The 22,928-nt window shown below is 53.7% G+C and carries 13 protein-coding genes; 3 read left to right on the forward strand and 10 right to left on the reverse strand.

Annotated features, from left to right (window positions below; genetic code table 11):
• From HZU75_RS07480 to coxB, 3 genes are all read right to left on the reverse strand, one after another.
• A complete protein-coding gene (locus HZU75_RS07480; protein WP_180308507.1) occupies positions 1–543 on the reverse strand; it encodes a cytochrome c oxidase assembly protein in 543 nt (180 codons plus the stop codon).
• A 137-nt stretch (positions 544–680) separates the two neighbouring features.
• The gene (gene ctaD, locus HZU75_RS07485) at positions 681–2,336 is read right to left on the reverse strand and encodes a cytochrome c oxidase subunit I (protein ID WP_180308508.1); all 1,656 of its coding nucleotides are present in this window, start codon (positions 2,334–2,336) and stop codon (positions 681–683) included.
• A complete protein-coding gene (coxB, locus tag HZU75_RS07490) occupies positions 2,336–3,481 on the reverse strand; it encodes a cytochrome c oxidase subunit II (RefSeq protein WP_180308509.1) in 1,146 nt (381 codons plus the stop codon). Before coxB ends, ctaD begins: the two co-directional genes overlap by 1 nt.
• A gap of 164 nt (positions 3,482–3,645) precedes the next feature.
• On the opposite strand from coxB, the gene HZU75_RS07495 reads away from it, so the two are divergent.
• The gene (locus tag HZU75_RS07495; protein WP_180308510.1) at positions 3,646–4,413 is read left to right on the forward strand and encodes a DUF2189 domain-containing protein; all 768 of its coding nucleotides are present in this window, start codon (positions 3,646–3,648) and stop codon (positions 4,411–4,413) included.
• A 95-nt stretch (positions 4,414–4,508) separates the two neighbouring features.
• Here HZU75_RS07495 and HZU75_RS07500 read toward each other — a convergent pair whose 3' ends face one another.
• Positions 4,509–5,441, reverse strand: coding sequence for a LysR family transcriptional regulator (locus HZU75_RS07500; protein ID WP_180308511.1), 933 nt, complete (start codon positions 5,439–5,441; stop codon positions 4,509–4,511).
• A gap of 106 nt (positions 5,442–5,547) precedes the next feature.
• On the opposite strand from HZU75_RS07500, the gene HZU75_RS07505 reads away from it, so the two are divergent.
• Positions 5,548–6,150, forward strand: coding sequence for a short chain dehydrogenase (locus HZU75_RS07505; RefSeq protein WP_180308512.1), 603 nt, complete (start codon positions 5,548–5,550; stop codon positions 6,148–6,150).
• A gap of 214 nt (positions 6,151–6,364) precedes the next feature.
• On the forward strand, positions 6,365–7,885 hold the full coding sequence (locus HZU75_RS07510) for a serine hydrolase domain-containing protein (protein WP_180308513.1): 1,521 nt from the start codon (positions 6,365–6,367) through the stop codon (positions 7,883–7,885).
• Positions 7,886–7,980: 95 nt separating this feature from the next.
• Here HZU75_RS07510 and HZU75_RS07515 read toward each other — a convergent pair whose 3' ends face one another.
• From HZU75_RS07515 to HZU75_RS07540, 6 genes are all read right to left on the reverse strand, one after another.
• On the reverse strand, positions 7,981–8,871 hold the full coding sequence (locus HZU75_RS07515) for an SPFH domain-containing protein (RefSeq protein WP_180308514.1): 891 nt from the start codon (positions 8,869–8,871) through the stop codon (positions 7,981–7,983).
• A gap of 184 nt (positions 8,872–9,055) precedes the next feature.
• Complete coding sequence (locus tag HZU75_RS07520) at positions 9,056–9,274, reverse strand: RNA-binding S4 domain-containing protein (RefSeq protein WP_180308515.1); 219 nt, start codon at positions 9,272–9,274, stop codon at positions 9,056–9,058.
• Between the two features lie 85 nt (positions 9,275–9,359).
• Positions 9,360–9,950 carry a Maf family protein gene (locus tag HZU75_RS07525; RefSeq protein WP_180308516.1) on the reverse strand — a complete coding sequence of 197 codons (591 nt, stop codon included), beginning with the start codon at positions 9,948–9,950 and terminating at the stop codon, positions 9,360–9,362.
• The gene (rlmH, locus tag HZU75_RS07530; RefSeq protein WP_180308517.1) at positions 9,950–10,420 is read right to left on the reverse strand and encodes a 23S rRNA (pseudouridine(1915)-N(3))-methyltransferase RlmH; all 471 of its coding nucleotides are present in this window, start codon (positions 10,418–10,420) and stop codon (positions 9,950–9,952) included. Before rlmH ends, HZU75_RS07525 begins: the two co-directional genes overlap by 1 nt.
• Before the next feature lie 149 nt (positions 10,421–10,569).
• A complete protein-coding gene (locus HZU75_RS07535; RefSeq protein ID WP_180308518.1) occupies positions 10,570–12,387 on the reverse strand; it encodes a TolC family outer membrane protein in 1,818 nt (605 codons plus the stop codon).
• Between the two features lie 279 nt (positions 12,388–12,666).
• The gene (locus tag HZU75_RS07540; RefSeq protein WP_180308519.1) at positions 12,667–22,890 is read right to left on the reverse strand and encodes a retention module-containing protein; all 10,224 of its coding nucleotides are present in this window, start codon (positions 22,888–22,890) and stop codon (positions 12,667–12,669) included.
• Positions 22,891–22,928: the final 38 nt, after the last annotated feature.

The following is a 22,928-nucleotide window of genomic DNA, read 5'->3' on the forward strand; positions in this document are numbered from 1 at the left end:
TCAGCTCTCCCTCACTTTGTGTGTAAAAGCTGGGATGGCTTGCAAGCTATACGACAAAGTTGCCGCGCCCATTTCAGCGGGCAATGATTTGGCCACCAGCAAAACCACCGTGACCTCGCGCTGCTCATTGCCCGCCAAACTCATCGCGTTAAAGCAAAAACATTCAAGCTTTTGCAGCACACCGGCCGCACGTACTGGTGCAAAACTCGGTACGGCACGTAAATACACGGGTTGATCTGATTCGTTGCGCAGCACAAAGCGCGCCTTCACCTGCCCGCCAGCTTGCGCAACTTGCACGCCATCCAAAGCCTGCATCGTTACGGGTAAATCGGCGGCAACATTGACATCAAACTCAACTCGCAACGCGCTACCCGCTTGTGTGAGGCTGGCGTTGGCCCGATCAATGCCTAAAAATTGGCAAAACGAGGCGTAAAACGGCGCTAAGGCATAGCCAAATCCAAACATCAGCGCAGCGACCAAGGCTAATTTAATCGCCAATCGCTGGTTTTGTTTCGTGATGATACTTACATCAATCGCAGCCATATACCCACCAATGTATTCAGCCAAAGCGCTTATTTAAAAAGAGCTTTAACTAGATACCCATAGTTGACGTGCAATAGCGACCAGAAAAAACAGCAACGCCAGCAGTAGTAGTTTTAATGCCGTTTTCAGATTGGCACTCATGCCTCATCCTCCCCCTCGTGATACACCGCCTGAGCAATCAAGCCACGGCGCACCATGGCAATATCGGGTGGGCTTTCCCAAGTGTGATGCGGTGCGGGCGAGGGCACCTCCCACTCCAAAGTATTGCCGCCCTCCCAAGGCTGCGCAGGCGCAGGGCCCACCCCACCACGGATGGTGTGCAAGACATTGAATAAAAACAGTAATTGGCCCAAGCCAAAACAGAAGGCTCCTACCGTAGCTAAGGAATTAAACTGGGTGAATTGCAAGGCGTAATCAGGAATCCGCCGCGGCATACCCGCCAGCCCTAAAAAGTGCATCGGAAAGAAAGTCACATTGAACCAGATCATCGACCACCAGAAATGCAGCTTGCCGCGCCCCTCGTGGTACATATAACCCGTCCATTTGGGGAGCCAGTAATACACGGCGGCAAACAGGCTAAATAGCGCACCCGCAACCAGCACATAGTGAAAATGTGCCACAACGTAATAGGTATCCTGCATTTGGGTATCAATCGGCGCAATCGACAGCACCAGCCCGGAAAAACCACCGACGGTAAACAGGCAAACAAAGCCAATCGCAAACAGCATCGGCGTTTCAAACGTCATGCTGCCCTGCCACATCGTCGCGATCCAGTTAAACACTTTCACCCCGGTCGGTACGGCGATCAACATCGTCAGGAACATAAAAAACAACTGCGCGGTGGCGGGCATGCCCACGGCAAACATGTGATGGCCCCAGACCATAAACGACAAGATCGCGATTGAGCACGTTGCATAGACCATCGACACATAGCCAAATAGCGGTTTACGGGCAAAAGTCGGAATAATCTGGCTGACGATGCCAAAGGCGGGCAGCGCCATGATGTAAACCTCAGGGTGCCCGAAAAACCAGAAAATATGCTGGAACAGCACCGGGTCGCCACCACCCGCCGCGTTAAAGAAATGCGTACCAAAATGTCGATCGGTCAACAACATCGTCACCGCCCCCGCCAGCACCGGAGCCACCGCAATCAACAGATAAGCAGTCACCAGCGAAGTCCACGCAAACAGCGGCATGCGCAGCAAAGTCATGCCGGGCGCGCGCATATTTAAGATGGTGGTGATGATATTGATCGAGCCCATGATCGACGACAGCCCGAGCAGATGGATGCTGAAAATCGCCAGATCCATCCCCATGCCCGCTTGCGCCGACAGCGGTGGGTACAAAGTCCAGCCGCCTGCTGGCGCACCACCAGGGACAAACAGCGAAATCAGCAGCAGAGCGGCGGCGGGCGGCAACAGCCAGAAACTCCAGTTATTCATCCGCGCAAATGCCATATCTGGCGCGCCGAGCATCAGCGGCAACATCCAGTTCGCCAAGCCAGTAAACGCCGGCATGATGGCACCAAACACCATAATGATGCCGTGCAAAGTGGTGAGCTGATTAAAAAACTCCGGCTGCCAAAATTGAAGCCCCGGCTGAAATAGTTCAGCGCGGATGCAAAGCGCCATCACGCCGCCCGTGATAAACATGGCAAAGGCAAACCATAAATACAGCGTGCCAATATCTTTATGATTGGTGGCATAGAGCCAGCGCGCCCAACCTGTCTGGTGTTCAGCATGATGCTCACCGGGGGTATGCAAATGAGTGGAAGCAATCGAAGGGCTATGCATTATTTGGCTCCTCGCGCAGTTTTAACTTCACTAGGCTGCAGTATTCCGGCTTGATTACCCCAGCTGTTGCGCTCGTAGCTGATGACTGCGGCGATTTCTACATCGGATAAGCTAGACCAAGCTGGCATCGCATTTTTGCCATTAAGCACAATGTGCACATGATCAGCTTTCGCACCCGTTGCCACTTTCGACCCTGCCAATGCGGGAAATGGGCCACCGCCCTTACCGTTTGGCTGATGACAAGTTTGGCAATTGGCCTCGTATACCTGCCGCCCGCGAGCGATCAGCTCAACGGCGCTCCACACTTTATTCGGATCATCTTGCATGGCTTTGGCATGCGCCTGTTGATCGGCGATCCAACGCTTGAAGTCTGGCTCACTCAGTACCTTAACCACAATCGGCATAAACGCATGCCCTTTGCCACACAGCTCAACACACTGCCCCCGATACGTGCCCACTTTTTCGGCTTTGAACCAGGTATCGCGAATAAACCCAGGAATGGCATCTTGTTTAACGCCCAAAGCGGGCACACCCCAGCTATGAATCACATCGTTAGCCGTGGTTAGAATGCGGATTTTTTGTCCAACAGGCACCACCAACTCGCGGTCGACTTCCAGCAAATAATGCGGATTTTTGCTTTCGCCACCGGTGTGATGATTATCGATTTGTGCTTGCGGCGTAGCGAGTTTGCTTTTAAATCCAAAACCGAAATCAAGGTACTCGTAAGCCCAAAACCACTGAAACCCCGTGGCTTTAATGGTCATTACCGCCCCACGGCTGTCTTTTTGCGCTAGAACGACGCTGGCCGCAGGCCACGCCATTCCCAGCAAAATCAGCGCGGGGATCAAGGTCCATAAGATTTCGATCGTGGTATTTTCATGAAATGGCTTAGCGGTATGCCCGAGCGATTTACGGTGACGCACAATGGCATAAAACATCACACCAAACACGGCAAAAAAGATGATCAGAATGATGATCATCAGATAGCTATGCAGCCCTTCTATTTGCCGGGCAATCTGACTCGCGGGTGGGGTAAAAGTCCAAAACTCACCCGCAGCCATGACCTTGGAGGCACACAAGCTAAGTAGTAATACGGGCAATTCCCGCCTTTGTCGTCTCACCACCTTCATCACGGCACCTCGCATGCAAGCGTGTTGCTTCACGCTAGCAAACTTTACCGTCTTCGCAAGTTATTGATTTAAATGATTTTTCTTGTGCATCGCAACAAAGCCGTCCATCGGATAATACAAACACTTCAGACAAAAACAGTCTAACAAGAATCATTACCACTCGCGCAGGGAGAAGGATCATGGACATGCATCTTTCCGAATTAGATCAACACTTTACCTTGCCAAAAACGCGTAAAGTGGGCGCTGATCGGCCCATCGCTTGGTTAAAAATGGGTCTGGCTGATCTACTACAACACCCCGGGCCTAGCTTGACCTATGGTGGCATTATTACTGCAGTGGGCTGGCTCTTATTATCATTGGTTGATCAGCACGGGCATTTCTTTGCCACGCTGATTACAGGTTTTCTATTGCTATCACCACTGGCTGCTGCTGGAATCTACGAGCTCACCAGCGAACGGGAAGAAGGGCGTGAAACTTCTTTCATGCAGTCACTGCACGATGCGGGTAAAAACCTAAGCCAAGTTGCCTTTCTGGGGGTGATTCTGGGCATGGTGGCTATCGCATGGGAGCGCGTGTCAGCGATACTGTTTGCCCTACTATACGGTGGGCAGGTACCTGCTGGTATGCCACTCATTGAGGCCTTTACCGGCGAATACCTTAATTTCACTCTGGTATGGGGCGCGGCTGGATTTTTATTAGCCTGCTTTGTATTTGCCTTCACGGCAGTATCCATCCCAATGCTGGCAGACCGCGAGGTCGATAGCGTAACGGCCATGATGACTAGCCTGCGCGCTGTGGCTGAAAATATCAGCACAATGGCAATCTGGGCGGCACTCATCGTGATACTCACTGCGATTGGCTTTGCCACCTATCTAGTGGGGTTGATTGTCATCTTCCCATTACTGGGTCACGCTACGTGGTACGCCTACAAAGAGATGGTTGAATAGTCGCAACCCCTGTTCAAGTCATCTCCAAAAGCCAGACAGCGCACGGTGTGCCTTGTCTGGCTTTTGTCTATCTGGCACAGCCGCCTGCATAGGCTTTAGCTCAATAGCTGCGCTTGGGCAGGAGCCGCAAACCACCGCGCCAGAAAATCAACTAAGGCCCTGACCTTCGCTGGCTGCGGTAAACGCTGCGGGTAAATCATATACATCGCCAATCCCCGTAATTGATAATCGGGCAAGACCCGAATCAGACGGCCTGCCGCCACATCAGCGCCCACCAGATAACCGGGCAAGCGTGCTACACCGGCACCGAGCAAAGCAAAATTTCGAATCAGCGCATAATCATTGGCCTGAAACGGCGCTTGCACCGTCACATGCTGCAATTGTCCAGCGCGGCTCAACTCCCAAATTTGGGCTTGAGGAAAATGCATGTTTAATAAACACGGCACCTGTGCCAAATCTTGTGGCTGGGTTATCGCCGCCTGCTGCGCCAAACATTCGGGCGAAGCCACCAGCCAATCATGCACAAGTGCCAGCGGCCGACAAATCAGCCGCTCTGGAGGTGGTAAATTGGCCCGTATCGCCAAATCATAGCCTTCGGCCTCTAAATCACGCGGTACCGTGGATAGATCCAGCTCGACGGTAATCTGCGGGTATTGCTGGCGAAATGCCATTAATGCGGTGGCCATAAATACCCCACCAAAGCTCGTAGGCACCGTCAGCCGCAAATGACCACTCACCTGTTGGCCTTGCTCAGCTAGCTCGACATTAGCCGCCTGCAAGCGGGTTTGCCAATCACGACAATGCGCCAGATACAGCTGACCGGCCTCGGTGAGATGCAGCTTGCGGGTGGTACGGTACAACAGCTGCGTACCCAGACTGCGCTCGAGTTGCTGAACTTGTTTGCTGAGTAAAGCCTTCGACACACCCAAGACCTTGGCTGCAGCAGTAAAACCACCGTGTTCCACCACCGCCGCATAAGCCATTGCCCACGGCCATTGTTGCTGCAGATCACCCCACATCGGCTGCATTTTGTTTCCAAAAAGTAAACAATCAATCCATTTTAGCCTAGTTTATCAGGTCATTGTCGCGGCGTAATATGGCTTCATTGCTTGCAAACTACCTGGAGTACTTAAAATGAAAATTCTACTAATCGGCGCTAACGGTACCATTGGCCAGGCCATCACCCAAGAGCTCGCCCCACGTCACGACATCATCACCGCCGGTCGCAATAGCGGCGATGTGCGGGTCGATCTGAAAGACTTTAGCAGCGTACAAGCCATGTATGCACAAGTGGGCGCTGTAGACGCGGTGATTTCGGCTGCCGGCAATGTGCACTTTGGCGCGCTGGCCGAGATGACGCCCGAATTAATGGGCATCGGGCTAGCCGACAAATTAATGGGGCAGATTAATCTGGTATTGGCGGGGCAACATGTACTGAATGACGGCGGCAGCTTTACCTTAACCAGTGGCATTCTGTCGCACGATCCGATTGTGTACGGTAGCAGCGCCAGTATGGTCAATGCCGGTATTGATGGCTTTGTGATTAGCGCTGCGATCGAACTAACACGGAGCCTGCGCATCAATGCCGTAAGCCCAACCGTACTGACCGAATCATTAGCCAGTTACGGCCCCTTCTTCCGTGGTTTTGAATCCGTCGCCGCAACCAAAGTCGCCCGCGCGTTTAGCAAAAGCGTCGAAGGCAAACAAACTGGACAGGTGTATCGCGTTACAGGCTAATTGAAACATCGTTTTTACAAAAATATCCTGTATTTAAAAGCAGAATCACAAGCTAGCCAGCCGCGATTGGCTAGCTTGCTGCTATTTGAGCAGTATTATTGCCCCACCAAACTGTGCCTGCCACTAAAAAGCCACCAAATTGGCGTGATCAATTGAATCTGCAAACCTACATTGCTGAAATCATTAAACCCGATAAAATATCTGAGCAATCTTAATGACAGCCAAAGAGCCTTTGCCGATGAAGCCCTTCCGTATTGCCAGTGCATTTGCTCTTCTGTGCGCACACACCAGCTTTGCCGCATCCCTCGATCATGTCAGCCCAGAAAGCGAAGGGCTCAGCTCGGCCAAATTGGCCAATATGATGAAGTATTTGCAAACACCGGGCACCAATGTCGATAGCGTGATCGTCGCCCGCAATGGCCAGATCGTGCTCGAAGCCTACGCCGCGCCCAATCGCAGCGACATCGTGCATCAGGTTAATTCCGCGACCAAAAGCGTCGTTTCGGCCTTACTCGGCATCGCGATTGGCGAAGGCAAAATCAAACTGAACAACACCGTCGCCGACATCCTGCCGCAGTACGCTGACTTGCCAAACGCCAACATCCTAACGGTTGAAAAATTAGCCAGCATGTCGACCGGCGTTGAATGGAAAAGCGAGTACTTTGGTAGCGCCCTCAATGATTGGAACAAAGTACGTCAGGCCGATGATTGGATCAAAGCGTATTTAAGCTATCCAATCAACCCCGACAAAGTAGGCCAATTTACCTACAACAGCGCCGAATCAGATTTGCTCGGCGCATTGATTAGCGCGGCCACTGGTATGCCATTAGCGGATTACGCCGAACTCAAATTATTTAAGCCGCTGGCGATTCAAAACACCCGTTGGGTGCAAAACAAAGATGGCCAATATGGTGGCGGCCGTGGTCTGTATATTTTGCCGCACGATATGCTCAAATTTGGCGAACTGTTTCGCCAACAAGGAAAGTGGCAAGGCCAGCAAATCATTCCTCAACAGTGGATTACCTACAGTACGCAACCGCGAGTAGCCACGGTGGGTAAATTTTCTAACATCCCGGCCTACGGCGCACAGTGGTGGGTCGGCAAGGGCTGGTATGCTGCACTCGGCTGGGGTGGCCAAACGATTGCGGTCTTCCCCAAAGAAAACATCACGATGGTGATGACGGCCAAAAATTCACTCTCCGAAATGGACGCGATCGGGCTTGATCAGCTGCATCAGCGCTTTTTACAAAGCGACTCATCCGCTGCCAGCGATCCAGCCGCAACGCAACAATTAGCAGCGCAGATCAGCCAATTTGAAAAAGGTGTGGCGGCAAGCACTTTGCACTCACCCCTGGAAAAGACGCTACACAATAAATCGATTCGTTTTAATGATTTTTGGCTCTCCAAACTCAAATTCAGTCTCGATAAAGAACAAATGACGATTGAATTTCGGCCCAAAGATACACCTCAATTTACCGAAAAAATTCCGACTGGTTTTGCGGGGGAATGGAAATATTCTACGTTTCAATATCCGATCAACGATGAATGGCGCAAATCGGCGCCAGACAGCTTGGTCGCATCGCGCATGCAATGGCTAGATAAAACAACGCTGTTGATCGAAAGCTTCCCGCCCGAAGAATTTGTGCATTACAGCTTGAAGCTGAAGTTTAAAGGGCAAAAGGTCTTTGTTGAAGATAGCCCGTGGGGTACTGTGGCCGAAGGGATACTGGAATAGGTATACATTCAAAACCGATATTTATTAAAGTTCAAAATCAAATACCCCAGTCACTCAATAGTTACTGGGGTATTGTTATTGCGGCCTTAAGGTACTTAGTTCACATTAACCATCGCATTGGTATTGGCACCTAAGCTGGTCGTTGGCAATTTACCGTCCCACTTCTCGATCCACAGCGTCTGGTTTTTCACCTGCGCCGCTTGTGCGCCGTATTTCTTGATCGCCTCACCGACCACTTCCAGTGCCTTGGCATCGCCCTCGGCTTCGGCGATTTTCGCTTCAGCTTTACCTTTCGCGACCGCGACCGCATTGGCTGCATCGGCTTGGTTTTTGCGCAGCAAAGCTTCTGATTGCAGCGCCTCTTGCGTGGCTTGAATCTTGGCATTGATCGCGTTTTGAATATTGGGCGGTAAGCGCATTTCGTTCACAAAACCAAATTGCTCAACCACGATACCGTATTGATTCATTTCCTGATTAATCTTGGCGCGAACTTGTTCCGCAAGACGAATCTTGCCGCCAGCCAGCAGGCCTTCCGCATCGTAAGCCGTACCGTAGCTATTGAGCGCATTACGAATCGCGTTGCGGATAATCTGGCTGGTGATTTCCTCATAACCGCGTTTGTATTTCTGGTACAGCACGGGTGCTTTGCTCGAATCAATACTGTATGAAATGCTGATGTCGGCATTGATCACCACCCCGGATGCCACTTGGAAATTCATCGACTCATCCGCACCCGATCCTTCGGTTTTAGATTGTGTCCACGTGTAGGTTTGCGTAAAGGTCGGAAACTCAACCACGCTAGTGCCAATGCCAATAATATGCCAACCGCTGGATAATGGGGTCGGCTCGACCTTGCCATCAATACGATTGAACTCAACCCCAACGTGATTAGCCGCCACCGAAGCCACAAAAGTATTCAGCGCAAAGCCCATACCGATCAATATCGCCACACCACCAACGAATCGAATATCACGCAATCCATTCATTTCCCTCTCCTTGCTTTCGTTTTATATTTTCGCCGTGATCGTTCACGGCGATTACGATGCTTAGTGTAGGTGAGAGATACCGGAAGGAATATTCGGCTTACTCGAAGTAATCGTCAGAATTTTCTATGCGTGCTCACAAAATGTAATCTACTAGCAAGTCAAGCTGGCCAAATTAAGCAAACAATTAGGCCGCCACTACAGAAATAGTCTCCCCCATCACACTCACGACCATACCCACGCGAATTTTGGCGGTTTTGCGGGTATCAACTTGGCCGTCCACTTGCACATCACCCGCGGCGATCATCATTTTGGCGATGCCACCGGATGGCGCAATTGATACGGCTTTAAGTAAATCGCAGAGTGCAATGTGTTCGTTACGCAATTCAAAAACATGGTTAGCCATGATCATTCCTTATTAGGTATATCGTTAATAGTTAGTATTTAAAAGCTTCACAAGCATATACGCCAGTATGTATATGACAAAACACTTAGGCTGCCATAAAACCCAAGCCTTGCTTTGCAAGCAATTGCGCCGTTTCATACAATGGCAAGCCCATCACGCCGGTATAGCTGCCATCTAAATGCGCCACAAACAAACCACCCACACCTTGAATACCATAGGCACCGGCTTTATCCATCGGCTCGCCACTGGCGACATACGCAGCGATTTGCGCATCGGTCAGAGCTGCAAATGTTACGCGGCTCACGTTCAGCATGGTTTCTACGCCACCTTCGGTGCGCAGTGCCAAGCTCGTCAGCACTTCGTGCGTGGAACCCGATAGTTTTTTCAGCATCGCAGTAGCATCGGCTGCATCGAGCGGCTTGCCTAAAATTTCATCGCCCAATACCACCGAGGTGTCGGACGCCAGTACCGGTTTCAGCGCCAAGCCCATCTGCAGTAAATGCCGCCAACCCGATTCTGCTTTTTCGACCGCCATGCGGATCACATAGTCGCGCGGGTTTTCGTTCGGTAACGGGGTTTCATCGATCGGCGCGGCAATGCGCTCGAAAATCACGCCAGTTTGCGCCAGCAATTCTTTACGGCGTGGGCTGCCGGAAGCCAGATAGAGTTGGGTCATTATTCGCGGTGATAAGGATGATTATTCAAAATGGATACGGCGCGGTACAGCTGCTCGGCCAGCATCACGCGCACCATGCCGTGCGGCAGCGTCATCGCCGACAGCTGGAGTAATTGATCGGCGCGTTGCTTGATTTTTGGATCAAGGCCGTCGGTGCCACCGATGATAAACACCGTTTCGCGGCCGTCGATTTGCCATTGCTTCATATTTTCAGCCAGCTTCATCGTCGTCCAATTCGCGCCGCGTTCGTCCATCGCCAGCACGCGTGCGTCGTTCGGAATCGCAGCCAAAATACGCTCGGCCTCCTCGGCCATTACCTGCTGCGGCGTGCGCGCACTGATGCGCTTATCGGGCTTGAGTTCAGTTAGCGTCAGCGCGAAGTCGCGCGGCATGCGCTTGGCAAATTCGTTGTAGCCTTCACTAATCCAATCCGGCATTTTGTGGCCGACGGCGATGATATTCAGTTTCATAAGCCAATATCTTGATGCAATTGCCGCGATGGTAACAGATTGCATTGGTGACAATAAAAATGGCTCACCAATTTGGTGAGCCATTCAAGGGTATAGCCTCTAAACCAATAAATTAAATAGCTTTTAGACAAATACAACCCGTATGTATATTACTCAGTACGCCCGCTGGTCACACGCTCACGGCTGATCTTCCATTTGCCGCCTTCTTGTACCAGCTCCAGTGTTTTCTGCACGGTATCGCTGTAGTCTTTTGAGCTGTAGTTCTGTGTAAAGGTCACTTCGCCTCGCTCTTTGCCGCTCATCGTGCAAGTCTGGTTGTCCAGCTTGAGCGTAATGCTGCCCTCTTTGCTCACGCGAGCACGGCGTTTGGCTTCCCAATCAGCACGCGTGCGGCCACCGCTGGCTTCAAATTTCTGGGCGTAGAAGCTCAGGTAGGTATCGAGCTGCTTGCCTGACCATGCGGCGGACCAGTTGCCGACCAGGTCGGTGATGGCTTTGTCGCAAGTGGCGGCGCCAGTGGCTGGCTTGGCTTCCGGTGTCGGTACGGGTGTGGCGGCGCGCGGGGGACGTGCGGCCATCACGGCGTCGCGATCCAGTTTCACGCTTTCAATCATCGCGCCCGAGCAGGCAATGCGCTCGTCGTCGGTGACGTTGTCACCCAAATTATCTTCAGGGCCAGTGCTTTCCAGTGGCGAGAGTTGCAACGCGGCGAGCAATTGGTGAGTTTGTGCCAGTACGCGCGCGTGCGAGAGCTGATAATCGTAATCGCCTTTCACCAACGCAATTTTGGCTTCGAACAATTCGTTTTCAGTATCGAGAACGTCGAGCAATGAACGCTGGCCGATATCAAATTGACGACGGAAGGCGTCACGCGATTTTTCTGTGGCCAAGGCGTGCTGGTCAAGGTAACCCAGCTGCTCTTTCAAGCGGAAGGTGTCGTTCCACGCGATTTGTGTGGTTTGACGAATATCGCGGCAGGTTTTGTCACGCAATTCGTAGGCAATATTGAGCTGCTCGGCATATTGGCTGGCACGGGCTTGGGTGGCACCGCCGCGGAACAGGTTGTAATTCATCACCAATTGCACCACGCCATCTTTGTAAGTGCCGTCGATGTTGTCGCGGTTTTTATCAAGGCCTTGGCTGGCGCGTAGTTCGAAGGTCGGGTAGTAATCGCTCTTCTTGTTTTCTGCATCCGCACGCGCCGCGCGAATGTTGTAAACCGCCGCTTTGAATTGCGGATTGTTGCCCAGCAGAGCTTTCAAGGCATTCACATCACCGGGCAAAGCATTGGCGAGGTTGCTGGGTTTGGGCATATCTGCCTCAGGTGGCAGGCCCGTTAGGCGCTCATAGCGCGTAGACACATCGTGTAGATTCGATGCTTGCGTTAGCCAATTGGATTCAGCCAGTGCCAAACGGCCTGTCGCGGTTTCCAGATCGACGCGACGACCCACGCCGGCATTTACCCGCTCGGCAATTTGATCGTAGGTTTCTTTGTGAATGGCGTAGTTTTCTTTAGCCAACTCCACCAGTTCCCGATAGCGCAGCACATCGAGATAAGCGTTGACGGTTTCCAGCGCCGCCATATCGCTGGCGGCGAGTAATTCGTAATAACGGGTCAGTTTGCCATAGCCGAGGCGACGCACTTCGGTTTGGGTGGCAAAGCCATCAAACAGCATCTGGCGTAGTTCGAGGCTGACGCCATAGTGGTTAAAGGCGCTATCGCCCTTATTGGCATAAGGACGTTCTTGCTTTTCGTAGCCGGTGTAGGCGTTCAGATCAACGCGGGGATAGTAATTACCCTTGGCGACATTTTGTTCTTCGCCAGAGGCTTTGTAGCTGAGCCATTTAGCGCGTACTTCGGGGTTTTTAAGGACAGTTTGCTCGACGGCGTCTTTGAGGCTGCTGGCGGCAAAGCTAGCTGGAGTAATGGCAGTTATCACCATCGCGGCAATCAGTTTAAATTTCATCCTAAACCCTTCATTAATAATGCGCTTATTGGTATATAAGCCAGAAAATGTGTAAACACCATGCTGGATAGCCCTAGTTTAACTGCTTCAGCCGGAAATACACCAATTAGCCAATCAAACGCACAGCTTATTTACGGAACGCTCGCGACATTTACGCAGCTAGCCATAAGCACCGCTCGGTGCATCCAATATATCGTCGATTAACTCTTTCGCTGTCAGGTAATCAAATAGGCCAACGAAACCGTTGGCCTATTTAAAATACGGGTGCAGCACTGGCAATTAATCAGTGATTAACTTACCGTTTTTCAACAAGTCATTAATGATCGCCTGATCATTACCTGCCGTGGTCAAATCGACCCCCTGCAAGGTAATAATCTGATCTTCTTTAACAGCCCAGTTGCTACCGCTAAATTCACCTTTGCTACTTACGTGCACAATGGTGTCACTACCTGACTTCTCGAAATGCAGATATTGCGTCAAGGTGCCGCTGTTTTCGCCTTGCAGCAGATCACGCAGATCCAGCTTATCAACATCACCAGCAACATTACCGGATTTGGCATTATTAAAGTCCATAATGATGTCACGGGCTGGCGCGCCAGCCGTGCCTTGATCACCTAGATTCCATTTAAATACATCCGATCCAACGTCGCCGCGCAGGACGTCGTCCCCCTGGCCTCCGACCAATAAATCATTGCCTTCACCACCACGCAAACCATCTGCAGAAACACCACCAAACAATTTATCGTTACCGGTACCGCCAAATAGCATATCAGTACCGCCTTGACCATAAATTGTGTCGTCACCCGCACCACCGTGGGCAATATCAGCCCATTCGGCAGATGTTTTAGCGGCCGATGACAATTCATGTTTAGTGGTCAACATCAGTTGATTTGAGTTGTCAGCCCCAAGCGCGACATTCATCAGCCCATCGGCAAGAATAAAGCTTTGTGATTTATCACTCGTATTATTTGGTTGAGTCTCGCCAAGGAAAATAACATCATTACCAGCCCCAGCATCAATATAATCATTTGATGAGCCTGAACTGAATACCTGATCAATTCCAGCGGTTGTTTTCACCTGTTGAGATGATCCAACTGGCAAGCCGTTCTGGTCGAAGTATGCACCTAACATTAAATCTACGGTCGTACCAGCTCCGGTATCGCCATCACGCACCGTAATTTGGTCATTACCACCACCACCTTGGACAATATCAAGATTATCAAGCACATTGATATTAATCTGCCCCACAGTACTAGCCTTGCCATCATTTACGCTATACGTAAATTGCCCAACATTAACGTTAGCGGTAATACCCGGTGGCATCAGATAGTTAAGTGATGTTAACTGACTAATAGTCAGCGTCATTCCATTGCTGACAGGGGTGCCATCAGCTAACAAAACGGATCCTTGCGTTGGCAAACCAGTGATCGTCACGGTCATCGCATCACCATCTGGATCAACGGGTGCGACAATCGTTAACGCAGTCGGCACGCCTTCTTTGGCTGTGATGGCATGTGAATCAACGACCGGAGGACGGTTAGGTTCATCCAAGCCATCCACATTCACCGTAATCGTTTTGCTGGTGCCATCCACCGATTGCACGGTGAATGTCTCAACTTTGTGATCACTCGTATTCAAGGCCTGTACATTTGAAGCATTATTATTGAGGGTATACGTCCACTTACCAGTTGCATCCATAGTTAGCGAGCCATACGTACCTGCAACAGGCGTAGTAATCGCTTTGAAGGCTTGCTGAGCCGTGCCATCCACATCACTGATGGTCAGCTGGCCGCCCGTGGTGATCTGGCCATTTACAAAATTAGTATCTTCTTGCACCTGACCAGTATCTTTACCACCAATCACCGCCGGATCATTTGCCGCCAGTACGGTAACTGGCAGATTGATCGTCTGACTAGCTTGCTGACCATTAGCGATCTCGGTAGAGGTTGCAGTTACCGTCAAATTGAATTGGCCATTGAAATCCTGTGGAGGCAGAATTTTCAAGGAGGCCAGATTCCAACCCGCTGCGTTGAAACTAGTTAAGCCAGCAGTGGCAGTAAAGGTATGCGTACCGTCGCTTAATTGAGCACCAACCGGAACTCCACCCAAAGATACGCTCAGGGTTTCCGAGCCATCAGTATCACGCAATTGGGCGTTAATCTTGTTCAGATTGATCCAGTTATCCTCAACCCCCACGTTATCCGGCACTTTCACCAACTGCAGGTTATCCAGCACACCGCCAGTTGAGTTTTGATCTGCGGCTTTAAACTCCAGACGCGCAGTACCATCTTTGCTAGCAACAAAGTTGTAGGTAAAGGTTTGGAACCCTGGCGACACACTATCGAGTGTTGCCACCTTCACACCTTCCCAGTAGACATCAATTTGTGACCCAGCTGCATTCAAGCGCGATGAATAATCCAGTGTGAGCTCGTAAACCTCATTCGCTTTCACGGTTAAATCGGTAAACAGATTCGACGCATCACCAGAATTGCGCTCTAGCTCAATCACCTTATTGCTGGTGTTACTGTTGCCCAAATAAGTGGCCTCAGTACCCACTTCGATCTGGCCACTTGCATTCGAGGTCTGCCATTTCACGCCACCTGTGGAGGTCAGGTTGCCAGCGGAAGCGGTCGAAGTCCAACCTGCACCACCCAGATTCACTTCCTGGAAGTTAGTTTGCATCACGATATTGTTGCTGCTTAGCGTCAGCAAAGGCGTATCTGCTACCGGAGTAATATCGATCTTCATCGTAGCGGTAGCGCTGTTCGCGGCACCATCCGTGGCCTGATAGGTGAAGCGCGTATAATCCGATTGCAGATTACCCGCAGCAGAGCCGCCATTTGCGTCAACACCAGACTCATTCACATCTGGCACAAACCGCAATTTACCGCCATCAATGTCGGCTTTGCTAATCACTTGATTAGTAGCGACATCCTGCCAGGTCGTACCATTCAAATACTGCAGTTTGCCATCGGCTGGCAGACCAATAATTTTGATCCCCAAGCTGCTTGTGGCGCTATCAATATCGCTGACATTAAAGCTTGCCCAATTCAACGCGGCCCCGCCAGAAACCAGCGCCGTATCCTCAACCCCAGTCACCGCACCACCGGTGGTAGTTGGTGCATCGTTAAGGGCAGTTACATTGATGGTTGCTGTTGCAGGGGTCAGGTCCACCAAGCCCTGATTATCTTTAGCCGCATATTGGAAATTGCTTACGCCGTTCCAATCGGCATTAGGCTTAAAGTACAAAGTCAGTTGATTACCAGAGGCTGCCAGATCAGAGCCAGCGGTCACCAACTGCGTCATCGCCGCATCTTTATACAGCAAACCATTCGCAGGCAGATTACTCAGGCTAAAGCTGCTAACCGTACCATCCGTATCAGTACCCTTCAGCACAATTGCAATTGAAGTAGCATCTTCCAATCCTGTCGCCGTTACATCTTGCGTATCAGGACGGAAATCATTATCGATGATGTTGCCGTTCACTGGCGTGGTGAAGGCGCTGTCATATTGGCCTTTCACCGCCAGGGTGATGTTTTCTGTACCTTCGACCAGAGCGTCGTCGGTGACCGCCACACGCACCAGAACATCGGTGGTATTGGCTGGCACGCTAATGCTGTTGCCGCTCACTGGCACATACGTCTTGCCGCCGTCGTAGCTGACTTCCACTGCGCCGGTGTCGGTGCCCAAGGTGGCGCTGCCGTTTTTAAGGTCGAGTGTCACCGTAGTGGCGGTGGTGCTGGCGTGGTCGAGGTGCAGGCTGTACACAATGCCGACTGCGCCCGCTTCTTTACCATCCGTCACACCGGCAATGCTCACGTGCGGACGGTCGTCGTCTGGCGTGCCAGTTGGTGGCGTTGGGCCGGTGCGGCCGTCGTCGACGATCGTGCCCGTACCGCTTGCACTGCCTACGCCAGTCACATTGGCGTTGAGCGTGAAGTTTTCTGGGCCTTCAAATACGCTGTCCACCGTGGTCGGTACGCGCACTTGAACGCTGGTACTGCCAGCTGGAATCGTCACTTGACCATTCACTACGGGGGTCCAGCTGCTGCCGTTGAAGTATTCCAAGCTGCCCACGTCGCCAGCGCTGGCTTGGCCTGCGCCACCGGTGGTGGTCAGGCTCAGTTTCACGGTGGTGTCGCTGCTGGCGGCTGCATCGAGTTTCACTGTGAAGACGGCGGCGCTGCCTTCATACACGACGGTGTCACCGGTGCCCGCGCCATTGCCGGCGCCCACAATGGTGATGCCTTGTGTGTCGTTGTCGATGATGTTGCCGTTCACTGGCGTGGTGAAGGCGCTGTCATATTGGCCTTTCACCGCCAGGGTGATGTTTTCTGTACCTTCGACCAGGGCGTCGTCGGTGACCGCCACACGCACCAGAACATCGGTGGTATTGGCTGGCACGCTAATGCTGTTGCCGCTCACTGGCACATACGTCTTGCCGCCGTCGTAGCTGACTTCCACTGCGCCGGTGTCGGTGCCCAAGGTGGCGCTGCCGTTTTTAAGGTCGAGTGTCACCGTAGTGGCGGTGGTGCTGGCGTGGTCGAGGTGCAGGCTGTACACAATGCCGACTGCGCCCGCTTCTTTACCATCCGTCACACCGGCAATGCTCACGTGCGGACGGTCGTCGTCTGGCGTGCCAGTTGGTGGCGTTGGGCCGGTGCGGCCGTCGTCGACGATCGTGCCCGTACCGCTTGCACTGCCTACGCCAGTCACATTGGCGTTGAGCGTGAAGTTTTCTGGGCCTTCAAATACGCTGTCCACCGTGGTCGGTACGCGCACTTGAACGCTGGTACTGCCAGCTGGAATCGTCACTTGACCATTCACTACGGGGGTCCAGCTGCTGCCGTTGAAGTATTCCAAGCTGCCCACGTCGCCAGCGCTGGCTTGGCCTGCGCCACCGGTGGTGGTCAGGCTCAGTTTCACGGTGGTGTCGCTGCTGGCGGCTGCATCGAGTTTCACTGTGAAGACGGCGGCGCTGCCTTCATACACGACGGTGTCACCGGTGCCCGCGCCATTGCCGGCGCCCACAATGGTGATGCCTTGTGTGTCGTTGTCGATGATGTTGCCGTTCACTGGCGTGGTGAAGGCGCTGTCATATTGGCCTTTCACCGCCAGGGTGATGTTTTCTGTACCTTCGACCAGAGCGTCGTCGGTGACCGCCACACGCACCAGAACATCGGTGGTATTGGCTGGCACGCTAATGCTGTTGCCGCTCACTGGCACATACGTCTTGCCGCCGTCGTAGCTGACTTCCACTGCGCCGGTGTCGGTGCCCAAGGTGGCGCTGCCGTTTTTAAGGTCGAGTGTCACCGTAGTGGCGGTGGTGCTGGCGTGGTCGAGGTGCAGGCTGTACACAATGCCGACTGCGCCCGCTTCTTTACCATCCGTCACACCGGCAATGCTCACGTGCGGACGGTCGTCGTCTGGCGTGCCAGTTGGTGGCGTTGGGCCGGTGCGGCCGTCGTCGACGATCGTGCCCGTACCGCTTGCACTGCCTACGCCAGTCACATTGGCGTTGAGCGTGAAGTTTTCTGGGCCTTCAAATACGCTGTCCACCGTGGTCGGTACGCGCACTTGAACGCTGGTACTGCCAGCTGGAATCGTCACTTGACCATTCACTACGGGGGTCCAGCTGCTGCCGTTGAAGTATTCCAAGCTGCCCACGTCGCCAGCGCTGGCTTGGCCTGCGCCACCGGTGGTGGTCAGGCTCAGTTTCACGGTGGTGTCGCTGCTGGCGGCTGCATCGAGTTTCACTGTGAAGACGGCGGCGCTGCCTTCATACACGACGGTGTCACCGGTGCCCGCGCCATTGCCGGCGCCCACAATGGTGATGCCTTGTGTGTCGTTGTCGATGATGTTGCCGTTCACTGGCGTGGTGAAGGCGCTGTCATATTGGCCTTTCACCGCCAGGGTGATGTTTTCTGTACCTTCGACCAGAGCGTCGTCGGTGACCGCCACACGCACCAGAACATCGGTGGTATTGGCTGGCACGCTAATGCTGTTGCCGCTCACTGGCACATACGTCTTGCCGCCGTCGTAGCTGACTTCCACTGCGCCGGTGTCGGTGCCCAAGGTGGCGCTGCCGTTTTTAAGGTCGAGTGTCACCGTAGTGGCGGTGGTGCTGGCGTGGTCGAGGTGCAGGCTGTACACAATGCCGACTGCGCCCGCTTCTTTACCATCCGTCACACCGGCAATGCTCACGTGCGGACGGTCGTCGTCTGGCGTGCCAGTTGGTGGCGTTGGGCCGGTGCGGCCGTCGTCGACGATCGTGCCCGTACCGCTTGCACTGCCTACGCCAGTCACATTGGCGTTGAGCGTGAAGTTTTCTGGGCCTTCAAATACGCTGTCCACCGTGGTCGGTACGCGCACTTGAACGCTGGTACTGCCAGCTGGAATCGTCACTTGACCATTCACTACGGGGGTCCAGCTGCTGCCGTTGAAGTATTCCAAGCTGCCCACGTCGCCAGCGCTGGCTTGGCCTGCGCCACCGGTGGTGGTCAGGCTCAGTTTCACGGTGGTGTCGCTGCTGGCGGCTGCATCGAGTTTCACTGTGAAGACGGCGGCGCTGCCTTCATACACGACGGTGTCACCGGTGCCCGCGCCATTGCCGGCGCCCACAATGGTGATGCCTTGTGTGTCGTTGTCGATGATGTTGCCGTTCACTGGCGTGGTGAAGGCGCTGTCATATTGGCCTTTCACCGCCAGGGTGATGTTTTCTGTACCTTCGACCAGAGCGTCGTCGGTGACCGCCACACGCACCAGAACATCGGTGGTATTGGCTGGCACGCTAATGCTGTTGCCGCTCACTGGCACATACGTCTTGCCGCCGTCGTAGCTGACTTCCACTGCGCCGGTGTCGGTGCCCAAGGTGGCGCTGCCGTTTTTAAGGTCGAGTGTCACCGTAGTGGCGGTGGTGCTGGCGTGGTCGAGGTGCAGGCTGTACACAATGCCGACTGCGCCCGCTTCTTTACCATCCGTCACACCGGCAATGCTCACGTGCGGACGGTCGTCGTCTGGCGTGCCAGTTGGTGGCGTTGGGCCGGTGCGGCCGTCGTCGACGATCGTGCCCGTACCGCTTGCACTGCCTACGCCAGTCACATTGGCGTTGAGCGTGAAGTTTTCTGGGCCTTCAAATACGCTGTCCACCGTGGTCGGTACGCGCACTTGAACGCTGGTACTGCCAGCTGGAATCGTCACTTGACCATTCACTACGGGGGTCCAGCTGCTGCCGTTGAAGTATTCCAAGCTGCCCACGTCGCCAGCGCTGGCTTGGCCTGCGCCACCGGTGGTGGTCAGGCTCAGTTTCACGGTGGTGTCGCTGCTGGCGGCTGCATCGAGTTTCACTGTGAAGACGGCGGCGCTGCCTTCATACACGACGGTGTCACCGGTGCCCGCGCCATTGCCGGCGCCCACAATGGTGATGCCTTGTGTGTCGTTGTCGATGATGTTGCCGTTCACTGGCGTGGTGAAGGCGCTGTCATATTGGCCTTTCACCGCCAGGGTGATGTTTTCTGTACCTTCGACCAGAGCGTCGTCGGTGACCGCCACACGCACCAGAACATCGGTGGTATTGGCTGGCACGCTAATGCTGTTGCCGCTCACTGGCACATACGTCTTGCCACCGTCGTAGCTAACTTCGACTGCGCCAGTGTCGGTGCCCAAGGTGGCGCTGCCGTTTTTAAGGTCGAGTGTCACCGTAGTGGCGGTGGTGCTGGCGTGGTCGAGGTGCAGGCTGTACACAATGCCGACTGCGCCTGCTTCTTTACCATCCGTCACACCGGCAATGCTCACGTGCGGACGGTCGTCGTCTGGCGTGCCAGTTGGTGGCGTTGGGCCGGTGCGGCCGTCGTCGACGATCGTGCCCGTACCGCTTGCACTGCCTACGCCAGTCACATTGGCGTTGAGCGTGAAGTTTTCTGGGCCTTCAAATACGCTGTCCACCGTGGTCGGTACGCGCACTTGAACGCTGGTACTGCCAGCTGGAATCGTCACTTGACCATTCACTACGGGGGTCCAGCTGCTGCCGTTGAAGTATTCCAAGCTGCCCACGTCGCCAGCGCTGGCTTGGCCTGCGCCACCGGTGGTGGTCAGGCTCAGTTTCACGGTGGTGTCGCTGCTGGCGGCTGCATCGAGTTTCACTGTGAAGACGGCGGCGCTGCCTTCATACACGACGGTGTCACCGGTGCCCGCGCCATTGCCGGCGCCCACAATGGTGATGCCTTGTGTGTCGTTGTCGATGATGTTGCCGTTCACTGGCGTGGTGAAGGCGCTGTCATATTGGCCTTTCACCGCCAGGGTGATGTTTTCTGTACCTTCGACCAGAGCGTCGTCGGTGACCGCCACACGCACCAGAACATCGGTGGTATTGGCTGGCACGCTAATGCTGTTGCCGCTCACTGGCACATACGTCTTGCCACCGTCGTAGCTAACTTCGACTGCGCCAGTGTCGGTGCCCAAGGTGGCGCTGCCGTTTTTAAGGTCGAGTGTCACCGTAGTGGCGGTGGTGCTGGCGTGGTCGAGGTGCAGGCTGTACACAATGCCGACTGCGCCTGCTTCTTTACCATCCGTCACACCGGCAATGCTCACGTGCGGACGGTCGTCGTCTGGCGTGCCAGTTGGTGGCGTTGGGCCGGTGCGGCCGTCGTCGACGATCGTGCCCGTACCGCTTGCACTGCCTACGCCAGTCACATTGGCGTTGAGCGTGAAGTTTTCTGGGCCTTCAAATACGCTGTCCACCGTGGTCGGTACGCGCACTTGAACGCTGGTACTGCCAGCTGGAATCGTCACTTGACCATTCACTACGGGGGTCCAGCTGCTGCCGTTGAAGTATTCCAAGCTGCCCACGTCGCCAGCGCTGGCTTGGCCTGCGCCACCGGTGGTGGTCAGGCTCAGTTTCACGGTGGTGTCGCTGCTGGCGGCTGCATCGAGTTTCACTGTGAAGACGGCGGCGCTGCCTTCATACACGACGGTGTCACCGGTGCCCGCGCCATTGCCGGCGCCCACAATGGTGATGCCTTGTGTGTCGTTGTCGATGATGTTGCCAGTGGCGCTGACACCGCCAATATTCAGCGGTACGCTTTCGCTACTTTCAACCAGTTTGTCGTCGACCGTCGGCAACGTCACACTAAAGGTGGTCACACCAGCAGGCACCGTAATTTTGCCGCTTGCCGCATCATAAGTGACGCCATTGCTAAAGCTCAGATTGCCGCGTTCGAAATCAGCCTCTGCTGCAGTGCCACCACCAAGTTTGAAGCTGTAGGTTTCAACTTTCGGGCTGGCTGCGCTAATGGTGACATTGAAGACCAGTTTATTGCCTTCCACCACGCTATCGTCTTGCGGGCCAGGCTGACCCACTTCGATTTTCGAAATCGGAGGAGTTGGAACATCGCTGACATTCACGGTGAGCTGGGCGGTATCGGTGCCGCCTTTGCCGTCGCTGATGGTGTAGGTGATGACCACCGGGCCAAGCACATTGGTAGCCGGAACGAAATTGAGCGTACCATCTGCGTTGATGGTGACGCTGCCTTTGCTTGGATCTTGCAACTCGGCACGGGTTACGGTTAGGGTATCGCCGTCTAGGTCTTTATCATTGCCGAGTACATTGATATTCACCACAGGGGTATTGATGTTGGTGCTGGCGGTGTCGTCAATCGCATCGGGCGCATCATTTACGGGGGTTACGCCCACGTTGACCGTTAGCGTATCGGTACCGCCTTTGCCATCTGAAACTGTAACTTGGAAGCTATCTGGGCCGTTGTAGTCTTTGTTCGGCGTATAAGTCCAACTACCATCTGGCTGGACCACAACGGAGCCATGCGTAGGGTCGCTGATTTTGCCGAAAGTCAGGGCATCGCCATCGGGGTCGACCGCCGCCAAACGCCCGCTCACAGGCGTATCTTCTGGTGTGGTGACGCTAACATTATCACCCAATGGATTACCATTGCCGCCCACGAAGTCGGGTTTTTTATTGACTACTGGCTCATCGATTTGTGGCGCAGCTTCGGCAACCACTGGCACGACTAAATCATTGGCAGCTGGCGTGCCGGCAAAATCAAAGCTCACCGGATCAACATTTTCGGCAATCCGTAGCAGGCGCACAAAGCCGCTGCCTTCGCCTTCACCACCAGCACCATTCAAACCAGCCGCAGTAGCTTCTAGCTCATCGGAAAGGTCTTTACCTTGATTGAGCGCGTTGATGATTTGATCTGCGCTAGCATCCGCATTGGCAACTTTGGCCTCGGTAGCATCAGTCGGTTGGGTATCAGCCAAATCGCCATCGAGCAGCAGGCTGCGATCAGCGCCCAGCTCGATCACTTGACCATTAGGTAGCAATAACGTGACGTGGCCGCTGGCCGAGGTGAAGATAACTTGGCCTTCCTGCAGTTGATCGCCCGCAGCAATCGGTGTGGTTTTACCGCTGGCATCACGAATAAACGCTTCGCCTTCTACTACCACAATCGTTTTTGCGCTCTTGCTGCTGCTGATGACTGTTTCGGCCATGTCAGTACTCCAGATTAGATTTTCCTAATGATGGAATT

This window comes from Chitinibacter fontanus (assembly GCF_013423785.1).
In the GTDB taxonomy this organism is placed as follows: domain Bacteria; phylum Pseudomonadota; class Gammaproteobacteria; order Burkholderiales; family Chitinibacteraceae; genus Chitinibacter; species Chitinibacter fontanus.

What these genes read in the sequence shown, in the direction of transcription:
- HZU75_RS07505 (WP_180308512.1), top strand. Translation starts at nt 5,548, where the DNA reads ATGAAAATTCTACTAATCGGCGCTAACGGTACCATTGGCCAGGCCATC.
- HZU75_RS07500 (WP_180308511.1), bottom strand. Translation starts at nt 5,441, where the DNA reads ATGCAGCCGATGTGGGGTGATCTGCAGCAACAATGGCCGTGGGCAATG.
- HZU75_RS07510 (WP_180308513.1), top strand. Translation starts at nt 6,365, where the DNA reads ATGACAGCCAAAGAGCCTTTGCCGATGAAGCCCTTCCGTATTGCCAGT.
- coxB (WP_180308509.1), bottom strand. Translation starts at nt 3,481, where the DNA reads ATGCGAGGTGCCGTGATGAAGGTGGTGAGACGACAAAGGCGGGAATTG.
- HZU75_RS07525 (WP_180308516.1), bottom strand. Translation starts at nt 9,950, where the DNA reads ATGACCCAACTCTATCTGGCTTCCGGCAGCCCACGCCGTAAAGAATTG.
- HZU75_RS07520 (WP_180308515.1), bottom strand. Translation starts at nt 9,274, where the DNA reads ATGGCTAACCATGTTTTTGAATTGCGTAACGAACACATTGCACTCTGC.
- HZU75_RS07540 (WP_180308519.1), bottom strand. Translation starts at nt 22,890, where the DNA reads ATGGCCGAAACAGTCATCAGCAGCAGCAAGAGCGCAAAAACGATTGTG.
- ctaD (WP_180308508.1), bottom strand. Translation starts at nt 2,336, where the DNA reads ATGCATAGCCCTTCGATTGCTTCCACTCATTTGCATACCCCCGGTGAG.
- HZU75_RS07495 (WP_180308510.1), top strand. Translation starts at nt 3,646, where the DNA reads ATGGACATGCATCTTTCCGAATTAGATCAACACTTTACCTTGCCAAAA.
- HZU75_RS07535 (WP_180308518.1), bottom strand. Translation starts at nt 12,387, where the DNA reads ATGAAATTTAAACTGATTGCCGCGATGGTGATAACTGCCATTACTCCA.
- HZU75_RS07480 (WP_180308507.1), bottom strand. Translation starts at nt 543, where the DNA reads ATGGCTGCGATTGATGTAAGTATCATCACGAAACAAAACCAGCGATTG.
- HZU75_RS07515 (WP_180308514.1), bottom strand. Translation starts at nt 8,871, where the DNA reads ATGAATGGATTGCGTGATATTCGATTCGTTGGTGGTGTGGCGATATTG.
- rlmH (WP_180308517.1), bottom strand. Translation starts at nt 10,420, where the DNA reads ATGAAACTGAATATCATCGCCGTCGGCCACAAAATGCCGGATTGGATT.